Source organism: Kocuria sp. WRN011 (assembly GCF_002295155.1).
GTDB lineage: Bacteria > Actinomycetota > Actinomycetes > Actinomycetales > Micrococcaceae > Kocuria > Kocuria carniphila.
Genome location: NZ_NSGI01000003.1, coordinates 289,311 through 302,071, shown reverse-complemented (window position 1 = coordinate 302,071; position 12,761 = coordinate 289,311). Strand labels below are relative to the sequence as shown.

Here is a 12,761-nt window from a genome sequence, read left to right as displayed (position 1 = left end):
CTCCGTTATTTCGCGGTGTTGTCACACGTTTATTTTTGAGAACCATTCTTATTAGAGTGACGGTATGCGTTTCGTCATCGTCAGCTCCCTGGATGCCCTGGCACGTCTGGCTGCCGCGAAGTACCTCGCCCGGCGCTGGCCCTCGGCCGAGTTCATCTGATGGGACATCACCGCCGACGGCGCCCTGATGCGCAAGCATCACCGCAATGGGAACCTCCGCTTCCTGCACGCCTCACCACTGGATGTCACCGAGCCGGGCCACGCGGACCAAGGTGCCGCAGCCCGGCACGATCTTGCGCACCACGTGGTCGACCAGGCCTCCGCAACCGCGGATGACGAACTCATCGTGCTGCTACTCCCCATGGGGTTCCCGTCCGAAGATGCGGTGGCCGCCCTTAGAGCCCCCGAACGCACCTCCGAGTCCCCCGAGATCCGCATTCAGTCCGTGCTGTTCGCCGTGGATCCCGAAACCGTGGAGGACACTCTCTGGGATGTCTCCCCTGCCGTGGAGTTCGATTCCCGCCCCGCGCTTCCCGCAGTCCATGAGACCCCCAAGGGCGAACCACGCTTCATGCCCGAACGGGAATACTGCCGAACCTCCGGCGAGTTCTTGGCCGCGGAAGTCGCACACAGCTCCAGCCTGCTCGCTGTGAACAACTTGGATTCAGCCTTGGCCCCGCACCACCCCGAACAGTGGGACCGCGGCGTTGAATTGATCGGGGAGATCGCCCCGCACCTGACGATTGTGGACGCCACCGCCACACCACGTCGCAGTTCCTCGACGCACGCCGGGATGTTCGCGAGCTTCGACGAACACGCCGCGAAGCAGCGGCGTCGTCCGGGGAGTATTCCCGAGTACGACGGCGCCGCGGCCTCGACCGTGGTGCTGCGCACCTCCCAGCCGGTGGACCCGGCACTGTTCCATCGCGCCCTGGGCACCATGGTGGCCGGCGCGTGCCGGGTGCGCGGAACCGTGCATTTCCACACGGATCCTTCCCGCACGGTGGCCATCGAGGGCGTGGGGCCGCACGTGTGGCTCGAACCGAAAGAGCAGGAGCCCACGACACTCGACTACATCGCGTCGGTACTGAACGCGAGTACGGCTGCGGCCACGCTTCCCGATCGAGCGAGGCGACACGTCTCGCTGCTACCGGACGGACTGTGCGGATGCACGATCGCCATCACCGGCTCATTCCTGGACGGCGGGCAACTGCACGAGCTGCTCCACGCCGCCACGGGCGCCCCGGTCGACGAGCCGCCGTCGACCAACCCCTGTCAAGACACCCCGCCAACCCAGACAAAGGAGACACCATGAAGGTCCGTAACTCACTGCGCGCGCTCAAGAAGGTTCCCGGTTCGCAGATCGTGCGCCGCCGCGGCCGCACCTACGTGATCAACAAGAAGAACCCGCGCATGAAGGCCCGGCAGGGCTGAACCCGGCCGTGTCCTAACCCTGCCGGTGACTACCCAGGTGGTCACCGGCAGGGTCATCCCCAGCGAGGAACTCGTCCGGGATGTGGTCTGCACCGGCGACGTCAGTGAGCAACCGCGGGTCGATGGGCACACCGCGGCGCAGCACGCTGATGCCACCGCCGGGCTCGTGTAGGACACACGCGATCTCCTGATATGAGCGAATACCGGCGCGACGCAACGCACCATGCAACTCCCAGATCGTGATGTGGGATCGCTTGAGCGTCTTCTCTTGAATGTCCTGGCCGATCATGAGCAATCGCGCCGGGCTGTTCATGAGCTTGTGCACCCGCATCGACGAGCGCAGCTGACCGAAGACCGCCTCCAGGATGAACAGCGTGGCCAGGCCCAGGATGCCGCTGGTCAGAGTGGGCGGGTGTCCCAGGATCACGCGGCCGGCCACCGAGCCGAGCATGACCGTGACCACCACGTCGAACGTGGACATGGCCATGAGCACGCGCTGACCGAATATCCGCACGAACAGCAGGAAGGCCACGTAGATCCCGACCGCGGACAGCACGACCGCGATCGCGTGGGGCCAGGTAATGCCCAGTTCTTCGAACAACTGGTCGGGGAGCGAGACGTTCATCGGCATGTCGACAGATTAGGCCCTCTCACTCGGTGGTGGAGAACTGCGTTTCGTACAGTTCCGCGTACCGGCCATCGGCCTCGAGCAAATCGTCGTGCGTGCCGCGCTCCACGATCCGGCCCGCCTCGATCACCAGAATCTGATCGGCCTGACGAATGGTCGACAGGCGGTGGGCAATCACGATGGCGGTACGGCCGACCATGGCCTCGCCCAAGGCCGCTTGCACGTACGCCTCATTGGTGGAATCCAGTGCGGAGGTGGCCTCATCCAGAATCACCACAGGGGGTTGGGCCAGCAACAGGCGGGCAATGGTCAGGCGCTGCCGCTCACCGCCGGAGAGCCGGTAGCCGCGCTCTCCCACCACGGTGTCCAGGCCGTCCGGGAGGGATTCAATTACGTGTTTCATCCGGGCGCGATCCAGGGCATCCCACAGGTCCTCGTCCGTGGCCTCCGGGCGGGCCAGAGCCAAGTTGGCGCGAATGGTGTCGTGGAACAGATGACCGTCCTGCATGACCATGCCCACGGTGTCACGCAGAGATTCGAACGTGGTTTCACGGACGTCTTGGCCGCCCAAGCGGACGGCACCGGTGTCGACGTCGTACAGACGCGCCACCAACTGGGCAATCGTGGACTTTCCCGCGCCCGAGGATCCGACCAAGGCCACGGTGTGACCCGGTTGGGCGCTGAAGGAGATGCCATGCAGCACTTCTTCTCCACCGCGCGAATCCAACACCGCCACGTCCTCCAAGGAGGCCAAGGAGACCTTTTCGGCCGAGGGGTAGGCGAAGTGGACGTCGTCGAACTCCACCGACGCCGGGCCCGCGTCGATGGCGCGGGCATCGGGAGCCTCGCGGATCAGGGGTTTGATGTCGAGCACCTCGAACACGCGCTCAAAGCTCACCACGGCACTCATGATGTCCACGTGGGCGTTGGCCAACATGGTCAACGGGGTATATAGCCTGGTCAGCAGCATGCCCAGGGTCACGACGGCACCGGCATCCAGGTGACCCAGGATCGCCTGGGCGCCGCCCACGCCGTAGACCAACGCCAGCGCCAAGGCGGAAACCAAGGTCAGCGCGGTGACGAACGTCGTCTGCAGCATGGTGCTGCGAATACCGATATTGCGCACACTCGCCGCTCGTTCGGCGAACTGCCGGGACTCACTCGAAGGGTCACCGTACAGCTTGACCAGCGTGGCTCCGCCGGCGGCGAAGCGTTCGGTCATGCGGATGGACATCTGGGCGTTGTACTGCGCGGATTGCCGCTGCAGCCCGGCCAGTCGGCCGCCCATGGCACGGGCGGGGATCAAGAAGATGGGGAGCAACAGCAAAGACAAGCCGGTGACCTGCCACGAGATGGTCACCATGACACCCACCGTGAGCGCCAGCGAGACCACGTTGGACACCACGCCGGACAGGGTTCCCGCGAAGGCGCGCTGCGCGCCGATCACATCAGTATTGAGTCGGGAGACCAGTGCCCCCGTGCGGGTTCTGGTGAAGAACGCCAGCGGCATGGTCTGCACGTGGTCGTACACAGTGGTGCGCAGGTCGTAGATCAGACCTTCACCCACGCGCGAGGACAACAGTCGGTTGAGCACGGACAGACCGGCATCCAGCAGGGCGACGATCGCGATTCCCACGGCCAGCCACACCACGGCCGATATGTCCTGACCGCCGGTGATGGCATTGACCACGCGTCCGGCAAGCACCGGAGTGACAACGCCCAGCACCGCCAGCGCCACCGAAACCACGATGAACAGGGTGATGGTCTTACGGTGCGGACGCGCGAAAGTCAGGATGCGCTTGATGGTCGCGCCACTGATCTTGCGTCCCTTGTACTCCTGGCCCTTGACGGCGCCCATCATGACCCGGTGCGGACTGATGTTCATACTCACCCCGCCACTCTAGACCCGGGGCGGGAGCGGCGCCGAGGTGCTTCGGATCCGTGGTCACGCGGTGCGACAGCAGGGCGCTTGAGCGCGCAACCAGCCGAGCGCTCAAGCGGCCAAGCATTCAGCGAACCGAACTGCAGGCAGCCACCTCGTGATGCCACCGAGCTCAGGCGATCGAGCGCAAACCCTTCGCCACGTCCTCAGCCGGTCCGCGGTTGAGGGAGTGGCCGATCTCGACCAGCTGACCCACCTGCTCGGGGCTCAGACGATTGAAGACGATGTCGCGCACGTGGCGCACATGAGCCGGCGCAGCTTGCTGGATGCGTTCGATCCCGGCGTCAGTGATTTCGGCGATGACCACGCGGCGGTCGTCGAGCCGGCCCTCGCGGGTGACCAGTCCGGCCTTCTCCATGCGCGCGACGATGCGCGAGAGCCGTGACTGAGACGTGTTCGTGGCGGCCGCGAGTTCGGACATGCGGTGCCGGTGGTCGGAGGCTTCGGAGAGCATCGCCAGAACCAGGTATTCCGCCAGAGACATGTCCTCTTCGCTGCGCAGCTGTGTTTCCACGGCGCCGGGCAGGCGGAACATGATCGACACGAGCGCCAGCCACGCTTCGCGCTCGTCTTCGGACAACCATTCTGTATCGCTCATGCGCCGATTCTAGGTGGAATATATTGACGCAGCAAATATTGTTCCCTAGAATTGCTTGCAACAGAAACTATTTTGGAAGGAAGTAACCGTCATGAGCATGACCGTTCTCGACCGCCATGAGATGTCATCGGTCCCCCGCTCCGCAGCGCAACCGCGCTGGCAAGACGGTGACGCACCGCTGCCCTCCATCTACTTGAGCCACGGTTATCCGGGGCTCCTCGACGATGAGCTCTGGCTCTCCGAGCTCTTCGAGTGGGCCATGAGCATGCCCAAGCCGCGCGGCGTCGTCGTCGTGTCGGCGCACTGGGAGAATGCGCCCACGTCCATCACCTCGCCCACCGCCAATACCCCGTTGGTCTACGACTTCGGCGGGTTCGAGCAGCGCTTCTACGAGCTCACCTACCCCACCCCGGACGCCTCGACACTGGGTGCCCGGATCGCCGCGATGATGCCGGACACCGAATCCTTGCACGTGGATCACAACCGCGGCTTGGACCACGGCGCGTGGGTTCCGCTGCGCGCCATGTACCCGCTCGCGGACGTTCCTGCACTGCAGGTCTCCATGCCCACGCACTCCCCCGAGCGACTCATGGACCTGGGTCGCCACCTGCGCCAATTGCGCCACGAGGGCTACCTGGTGGTCGGTTCCGGCTTCATGACCCACGGCATGCCGTCTCGCCAGCTGCTGTTGGGGACCACGGCCGAGCCCGAGTCCTGGTCCGTGGACTTCGATTCGTGGGCCGCCCAGTTGCTCGACGACGGTGACGTTGCCGGACTGTCCCGCTTCCGCACCGACGCCCCCGGCATGCCCTATGCGCACCCCACCGTGGAGCACTTCACGCCGCTGTTCATCACGTTGGGTGCCGCGGACGATCCCGAGGGCCCGGTCAAGACCACGATCGAGGGCTACAAGATCGGCCTGTCCAAGCGCTCGTTCCAGCTCGCCTAGCTCGTCGACGATCGACGACGCCGCTCGCTCGCCCTACGCGGGCAGCGTGCGATTGCGTCCGGCCAGAGCCACGAACACACCCTGCGCGATGATCACGCCGAGAATCGTGAGCAGCGGGATGGTCCAGGTGCCCGTAGCATCCCGCAGCACACCGATCATGACCGGCCCCAACGCAGCGAGCAGGTAGCCGACGCTTTGCGCCATTGAGGACAGCCCGGCCGCCTGGTGATAGTCCACGGTGCGCAGCCCGAACAGCGCCATGGCCAGCACGATGGCCCCGCCCGTGCAGAAGCCGATGAACAGCGCCCACAACAGTGACAGTCCGGGCATGGTCAGCAGACCGATCACACCGATCACGGCCGAACTGGTGAACAGGATGCCCAGCCCGGACTGACTCCGGGTCCTGGGGATCATGGATGCCGTGAAGAGGGTGCCCACCAGTCCACATGCCTGGAACGCGAAGTGGTACCAACCGGCTTCCACCGCGCTCGCACCGTTGAACACTTGCACCGCGGGCAACCAGGTCACCATCGTGTAGTAGACAGTGGACTGCAGTCCCATGTACGCGGTGACCTGCCAAGCCAGCGCGGAACCCAAGGGGAGTTTGGCGTGACGGCGAGCGGGCGGCGTCGTCCTTAGAGCGCCGTGTTCGTCACGCAGCTCGGAACGGCCGGGAAGGTCCTTGGTGGGTTTCCGGCGACCCACGATCCACGGCAGGAAGATGGCCAAGCCGATGATCGCCGTGCCGGCCCAGATCCCCAGGGCGAAGCGCCAACCGGACGGGGCTACCTGGGCAATGGGGACCACCACACCCGAAGCAAGAGCGGCCGTGAGCGCGGTGACCGACTGGTACACACCGGTCATGGGGCCGATCTTGTGCGGCCAATCGCGTTTGATCAACGCGGGGATCAGCACGTTCATCACCGCGATCGCGGCACCCAGCAGCACCGTGCCGATCCAGATGAAGCCGGGCCCGGGCGTCGAGCGAATGATGATACCCAGCGCCAACACGGCGAGCGCCAGGCCCAGGACGCGTTCCAACCCGAGGCTCTCAGCCAGCCGTGGCGCGAACGGCGAAATCACGGCGAACGCAATCAACGGCAGGCTCACGAGCAGCGACGCCTCGAACCCGGTCAGGCCGCCCTGTTGCTCGATGTCCGGGAGCACGGGACCTACCGCGGTGATGCCGGCGCGGAGGTTGGCGCCCAGCAACAACACCCCCACCAGCAGCAAACCGGCACGGTGGCCGCGGTTGACCGGGGGCTGAGCGGGACGCTCGGGCATGGACGGACCACCTCTCTAGGACGTCATGCCACCATAATGGGAACCATGGATTCCATGGACACCTGGCCCACCCCCGTTACCGTTGATGACCGAGGGTTCGATCTCAAAGCCATGCAGCAGTTGCGGCGCAACCCGTCCGCGACCTCGGGCAATGCTGGTTCTTCGCCCGCGAGTAACGCATCACCCGCCGACGGCGCTTCCGATCCAGGCGCCACAGCGTCCGGTACCAGCTCGGCGAGTCCCGCCTCGCCTGCCACACCGGCCAAGGTAGGCACCCGCGAGAAGCTCGCCAACTCCATGATCCTGGTGATCCCCGTGGTGTCGGCGCTGGCCATCGTGCTGTGCTGGATGCGCTACGCGGACACTAACAACGGCCTGTGGTTGGGCGCGATTGCCGTGATTTTGGTTCTGGCCGCACTCACGTGGATCTCCAGCGTGAAGAAGGCCTTCGCCCGCGCGCAGGGTCATCTGGCTACTCGACTGCCGGGTGTCATCGGTTACGGCGTGGGCATCATCCGCGAAGTGGACGTGGACTCCCCGTTCGACGAGAACGGCGTCTCAGAGACGGTCACTGCTCACCTGGTGCTGTCCGTGAACCCGGTACAGGGTCCCAAGTTCCAGGCCCCGGTCGACGCCGTGTACAACACGTCGGATTCGGAGAAGCTCGCCGTGGGCGCGCACGGGCCGGTGCGCTACTTGCGTTCCGATCCCGAGAACACCGTGAACATCGAAACCCGCTTGGATGATGCGCGGATCCGTCAGATCTATCAGGGTGCGGCGATGAACTGATCGTGCCCGTGAGCGCGACCCGCACATACGAACGGCCTCTTACCGAAAGGCGAGAGACCGTTGTCGTGGCGACGCAGCGGCGTCGTCGGCAGAAGAACTACTTGACTTGGTGGGGGTCCTTGGTGCCATCAGCGGCAGGACGGGAACCCAACTTGCCGGCCAGGTTCGCGCGGAGCGCGGAGGAGCCCATGCGCTTTGCGGGCTTTTCGTCCTTGATGGGGGCGGTGGACTTCGCCTTGGGCGTCGAAGGTGCGGCAGGAACGGTCTCCTGTTGCTCGGTGTCAACGTCCGGTTCGATGACCACGCGGGTGCCGTCCTCCACCGAGGAGCGCTTGAACTCGCGAGGGGCGCGAGGATTGTCGTTGACCGCGGTCACGGACACGGCCATGACGTTGAGCACGATGCCCAGGATCACGAAGATCCACGCGGCAACGGGCATGGAGCCGAGCTCGAACAGCAGACCGATCACCACCAGGGCGATGGAGGTGATGTACGCGGGGGTCTTGACACGGTGGAAGTTGAACTTCATACCTCTATTTCACCACGACTCACTGACATGCACCTGACGGCCGTGACTTCACTCATAACTTAACGGCTTGTCAGGGCGGCAGGCGGAGGAGTTCACTGAAAACAGTTTCCCAACGAAAGGATTTCCATGCCTCGCAATGCAACCCTGACCCTCAACGACGGCAACACGATTCCGCAGTTCGGCTACGGAGTCTGGCAGGTTGAGCCGGACGTCGCCGAGGAAGTGGTGACCAAGGCTCTCGAGACCGGCTACCGCCACATCGACACCGCCAAGATCTACGGCAATGAAGAAGGCGTGGGTCGCGCGATCGCCAAGAGCGGCATCCCCCGTGAGGAACTGTTCATCACCACCAAGCTGTGGAATGACGACCAGGGCTACGATTCCGCGCTGAAGGCCATCGACGAATCCCTGGAACGCCTGGGCCTGGACTACGTGGACCTGTACCTCATCCACTGGTCGCAGCCGAAGAAGGGCAAGTACCTGGAGACCTGGAAGGCATTCCAGGAGATCAAGAAGTCCGGTAAGGCCCGTTCCATTGGTATCTCCAACTTCGGTGAGGAAGCCTTCCAGGAGATCATCGACACCGGTGACATCCCCGCCGCACACCAGATCGAGCTGCACCCCTACTTCAACCAGAAGGCCATGCGCGATCTGGATGCGAAGTACGACATCGTGACCGAAGCCTGGTCCCCGCTGGGTCAGGGCAAGGCCGATCTGCAGGACGAGACCATCGCCCAGATCGCCAAGGCCCACGACGCCACCCCGGCGCAGGTCATCATCGCGTGGCACTTGGCCATCGGCAACGTGGTGTTCCCCAAGTCCGTGACTCCCGAACGCATCGAGGAGAACTGGGCCGCGCAGGACCTCACGCTCAGCTCCGAGGAGATCGCCCTGATCGACGGCCTCACCCGCGACGACGGCCGCATCGGCTCCGCGCCGGAGGACTTCAACGACTGATCGCTGTTACCTCCACGAAATGGCCTCGGTTCCCTCAGGGGAACCGAGGCCATTCTCACTGGCGAGACTGAACTCCGTCCCGAGCGCGTCCTGACATCTGTGGCGCAGGATCGCACGCGAATGACGGTTTTCGTTACGAACCTCCGCCAGAAATGTCACCGAGGCCGCGTTGGCGTCTGGGTGACGAGAACATGCCTCGAGCATAGGAACTTTTACCGCCCGATGACCGCCCATTTCTGCCTGACGACTAGGCAATAAAGCTGACCACGAACCGACGACAAGGCCCGCCATGTCGCGTTAGCTCCCCTAACAGGTGCAGAATTGGAAGTTATGACAAACAACACCCCGGGGGAGCCGCGCGCCACAACCGTGCCGGTCACGCCCAATTCGCACATAGCTCCGCAGGATCCCAGCGGAAAAACATTCTTCGGCCAGCCGCGCATGCTGTCCCACCTGTTCAGCGTGGAGATGTGGGAGCGTTTCTCGTTCTACGGCATGCAGGGCCTGGTCCTCTACTACATGTACTACGCCGCGGTGGATGGCGGACTCGGGATTCCCGAGAACGTGGCCGTGGGCATCGTGGGCGCATACGGCGGTAGCGTCTACCTCAGCTCGATCCTGGGTGCCTGGATCGCTGACCGGCTGCTCGGGTCCGAACGAACCATGTTCTACTCCGCGCTCCTCATTATGGCGGGCCATATCTCCCTGGCTCTGCTCCCCAGTGTGGCGGGTCTGGCTATCGGCCTGATCTGCATTGCCATCGGTTCCGGTGGCCTGAAGACCACGTGCGTCGATATGGTCGGTCACCTCTACGAGCGCGAAGATCCGCGCCGTGACGCCGGCTTCTCGCTCTACTACATGGGCGTCAACATCGGTGGTCTGGCCGGCCCGCTGCTGACCGGTGCAGCGTGGGAAGCCTGGGGCTTCCACTTCGGCTTCGGTTTGGCAGCCATCGGCATGGCCATCGGCCTGATCCTCTACACCCGCGCTCGCCGTAAGCTTCCCCAGTCGATACACCACGTTCCCAACCCGCTGCCCCGCTCGGAGTACGGCAAGTGGATCACCATCGCTCTGGCCGCCGTGGCCATCATTGCCGTTGCCGCGCTGCTGGGCGTCCTGAACGCCGCGAACCTCGCCAACGTCATCACCGTGGTCGTGATTTTGGCGGCCATCGCCATCTTCACTATGTTGCTGCGCGACAGGGACCTCAGCTCGGATGAGCACTCCCGCGTGATCTCGTTCATCCCCATGTTCATTGCCACTGCGGCATTCTTCGCACTGTTCCAGCAGCAGTTCACGGTCATCGCGATCTACGCGGACACCCGCCTCAACCTGAACCTCTTCGGCTGGGAAATGCCGCCGTCCTGGGTCCAGTCGATCAACCCCGTGTTCATCATCCTGCTGGCACCCGTGTTCGCCGCCATGTGGACCAAGCTGGGTCGCCGTCAGCCCACCACGCCGGTCAAGTTCGGTCTGGCGTTGCTGCTGATCGGCGCCGCGTTCCTGACCTTCCTGCCCATGGTGGGTCACGTGTCCGTGCCGCTGATGTGGATCGCTCTGATCCTGCTGATCGCCACGCTCGGTGAGCTCATGCTCTCCCCGGTCGGTCTGTCCCTGACGACCAAGCTCGCACCGAACAAGTACCCCGCGCAGATGGTCGCTTTGAACAATCTGGCCGTCTCGCTCGGTACCACCCTGTCCGGCGTGCTCGCGGTCTACTACACCTCGGACACCGAGGGCGCCTACTTCGGCACCCTGGGCCTGATCACCGCGGCGCTGGGCGTTGTCCTGCTCCTGCTGGCCAAGCCCATCACGCGCCTCATGCGCGGCGTTCGGTAAATACTCCACCGACGACGTCGCTCCGGCCGTTCCGAACGCCCCGCACCTCTTCGAGAGGCGCGGGGCGTTCTGCACCCGACGAGCGCCGTCGTCGCTGGGAGACCGGTCGTGGCTGTAAAAAACAGGGTTTCATCAGGTAAGCGTCAGGCGTATCGCAATCATTTTTATCGCCCTTTGACTAGCGGAAACGAGGAAATAGAAGACCCTCCAGGACTCCGACACGTTCGTCTTAATATACCCACCGGGTGGACAATAATGTGGTATGAGACACACCACACCAGGGGATGGTGCCGCCACAACCGCGCCGGGTTCCCCCAACCTTCACTTTGATCCCCACAACCCCTCGGGCAAGCACTTCCTGGGCCAGCCACGCATGTTGGCCAACCTGTTCAGCGTGGAGTTGTGGGAACGGTTTTCCTTCTACGGTATGCAGGCGCTCGTCCTGTACTACATGTACTACCAAACCACCGACGGTGGTTTGGGCATTGACGAAGGCGTAGCAGCCGGGATCGTGGGCGCCTATGGCGGCACCGTGTACTTGTGCTCCATCCTGGGCGGTTGGATCGCCGACCGTCTGATCGGTTCCGAACGGACCATGCTCGCGTCAGCGGTGCTGATCATGATCGGGCACCTCTCACTGTCGCTGATTCCTCACGTGGCCGGCTTGGCCATCGGGCTGGTGTGTATCGCGGTAGGTTCGGGTGGCCTGAAGACCACGTGCGTGAACCTTGTGGGCACCTTGTACAGCCGCCAGGATCCGCGCCGCGATGCGGGCTTCTCGATTTACTACATGGGTGTGAACATCGGTGGCCTGTTCGGTCCACTCCTGACCAGCTTCGCGTGGGGTGCCTGGGGCTTCCACTGGGGCTTCGCCCTGGCGGCCATTGGTATGGCCTTCGGCCTGACTCAGTACGTCCTGACGCGCAAGGGTTTGCCCGAGACCGTGCACACGGTGGCCAATCCCTTACCCCACTCGCAGTACGCCAAATGGGTCGGCATTGCGTTGGGCGGCATTGCTCTAATTATCGTTCTGTTCTTGACGGGCGTATTGAACCCGACCAATCTGGCCGATGCCGTGGTGCTGGTCACCGTGCTAGCAACCATCGCGTTGTTCACCATGATGCTGCGTGACAAGGAACTCTCACCGGACGAGCACTCTCGCATCATCGCGTTCGTGCCGATGTTCATTGCCACAGCGGCATTCTTCGCACTGTTCCAGCAGCAGTTCACGGTAATCGCGATCTATGCGGATACTCGTCTCGACCTGAATTTCTTCGGTTGGCAGATACCTCCGTCATTGGTGGTGTCCATCAATCCGTTCTTCATCTTCGTCTTCTCCTTGGTGTTCGCGGGAGTGTGGACCAAATTGGGCAATCGGGCCCCCGCAACGCCCACCAAATTCGGCATCGCACTGTTGCTGATCGGCGCGGCGTTCTTGCTCTTCCTTACGCAGGTCAATTCGGACCCGGTATTCATCGGCTGGATCGTTCTGATCCTGTTCGTGGCCACCATGGGTGAGCTGTTCCTGTCTCCGGTTGGCTTGTCGTTGGCCACCAAACTCGCACCGCGCAAGTATCCGGTACAGATGGTCGCTCTCTTCAACCTTGCTCTCGCTCTGGGCACGGCGCTATCCGGTTCGCTGGCCTCGTTCTACTCCGCTGAAAACGAGACCGCCTACTTCGGCACGTTGGGTGCGGTCACCGTTGGTCTCGGCATCCTGATGTTGGTGGCGTCCAAACCCATCCTCAATCGCATGCGTGGCATTCGGTAGTTCCTTCACAGACGACGCCGCTCCGGCCGTTCCGAACGCCC

General features: G+C 63.6%; 12 protein-coding genes. 7 read left to right on the top strand and 5 right to left on the bottom strand.

All coding sequences use genetic code 11. From position 1 onward, the window contains the following. The first annotated feature begins 187 nt into the window (after window positions 1-187). Together CKW39_RS06070 and ykgO are read left to right on the top strand one after the other, a co-directional pair. Window positions 188-1,315, top strand: a complete 1,128-nt coding sequence (locus CKW39_RS06070; protein ID WP_095797244.1) for a GTP-binding protein — start codon at window positions 188-190, stop codon at window positions 1,313-1,315. Beyond that, window positions 1,312-1,434, top strand: coding sequence for a type B 50S ribosomal protein L36 (gene ykgO, locus CKW39_RS06065; protein ID WP_095797243.1), 123 nt, complete (start codon window positions 1,312-1,314; stop codon window positions 1,432-1,434). Before CKW39_RS06070 ends, ykgO begins: the two co-directional genes overlap by 4 nt. Before the next feature lie 13 nt (window positions 1,435-1,447). On the opposite strand, the gene CKW39_RS06060 is transcribed toward ykgO, so the two are convergent. The 3 genes from CKW39_RS06060 to CKW39_RS06050 all read right to left on the bottom strand — a co-directional run bounded on the left by CKW39_RS06060 (window position 1,448) and on the right by CKW39_RS06050 (window position 4,602). Continuing rightward, window positions 1,448-2,065, bottom strand: coding sequence for a DUF421 domain-containing protein (locus tag CKW39_RS06060; protein ID WP_238663067.1), 618 nt, complete (start codon window positions 2,063-2,065; stop codon window positions 1,448-1,450). A gap of 19 nt (window positions 2,066-2,084) precedes the next feature. Continuing rightward, window positions 2,085-3,923 carry an ABC transporter ATP-binding protein gene (locus CKW39_RS06055; protein ID WP_254049303.1) on the bottom strand — a complete coding sequence of 613 codons (1,839 nt, stop codon included), beginning with the start codon at window positions 3,921-3,923 and terminating at the stop codon, window positions 2,085-2,087. A 193-nt stretch (window positions 3,924-4,116) separates the two neighbouring features. Further along, window positions 4,117-4,602: a MarR family winged helix-turn-helix transcriptional regulator gene (locus CKW39_RS06050; protein ID WP_095797240.1), complete on the bottom strand. Its 486-nt coding sequence runs from the start codon at window positions 4,600-4,602 to the stop codon at window positions 4,117-4,119. Window positions 4,603-4,693: 91 nt separating this feature from the next. Between CKW39_RS06050 and CKW39_RS06045 the strand changes: the two genes are divergently transcribed. Next, window positions 4,694-5,551 (top strand): dioxygenase, encoded by an 858-nt coding sequence (locus CKW39_RS06045; protein ID WP_095797239.1) that lies wholly within the window; start codon window positions 4,694-4,696, stop codon window positions 5,549-5,551. 33 nt (window positions 5,552-5,584) lie between these two features. Here the strand turns inward: CKW39_RS06045 and CKW39_RS06040 are convergent, their stop codons facing one another. Continuing rightward, window positions 5,585-6,835 carry an MFS transporter gene (locus CKW39_RS06040; RefSeq protein ID WP_095797238.1) on the bottom strand — a complete coding sequence of 417 codons (1,251 nt, stop codon included), beginning with the start codon at window positions 6,833-6,835 and terminating at the stop codon, window positions 5,585-5,587. A gap of 45 nt (window positions 6,836-6,880) precedes the next feature. On the opposite strand from CKW39_RS06040, the gene CKW39_RS06035 reads away from it, so the two are divergent. Next, window positions 6,881-7,624 (top strand): hypothetical protein, encoded by a 744-nt coding sequence (locus CKW39_RS06035; protein WP_095797301.1) that lies wholly within the window; start codon window positions 6,881-6,883, stop codon window positions 7,622-7,624. A gap of 97 nt (window positions 7,625-7,721) precedes the next feature. On the opposite strand, the gene CKW39_RS06030 is transcribed toward CKW39_RS06035, so the two are convergent. Further along, window positions 7,722-8,153 (bottom strand): hypothetical protein, encoded by a 432-nt coding sequence (locus tag CKW39_RS06030; RefSeq protein ID WP_095797237.1) that lies wholly within the window; start codon window positions 8,151-8,153, stop codon window positions 7,722-7,724. Window positions 8,154-8,279: 126 nt separating this feature from the next. On the opposite strand from CKW39_RS06030, the gene CKW39_RS06025 reads away from it, so the two are divergent. The 3 genes from CKW39_RS06025 to CKW39_RS06015 all read left to right on the top strand — a co-directional run bounded on the left by CKW39_RS06025 (window position 8,280) and on the right by CKW39_RS06015 (window position 12,720). Next, window positions 8,280-9,110 carry an aldo/keto reductase gene (locus tag CKW39_RS06025; RefSeq protein WP_095797236.1) on the top strand — a complete coding sequence of 277 codons (831 nt, stop codon included), beginning with the start codon at window positions 8,280-8,282 and terminating at the stop codon, window positions 9,108-9,110. Window positions 9,111-9,440: 330 nt separating this feature from the next. Beyond that, window positions 9,441-10,949: a peptide MFS transporter gene (locus CKW39_RS06020; protein ID WP_095797235.1), complete on the top strand. Its 1,509-nt coding sequence runs from the start codon at window positions 9,441-9,443 to the stop codon at window positions 10,947-10,949. 262 nt (window positions 10,950-11,211) lie between these two features. Further along, the gene (locus tag CKW39_RS06015) at window positions 11,212-12,720 is read left to right on the top strand and encodes a peptide MFS transporter (protein ID WP_095797234.1); all 1,509 of its coding nucleotides are present in this window, start codon (window positions 11,212-11,214) and stop codon (window positions 12,718-12,720) included. Window positions 12,721-12,761: the final 41 nt, after the last annotated feature.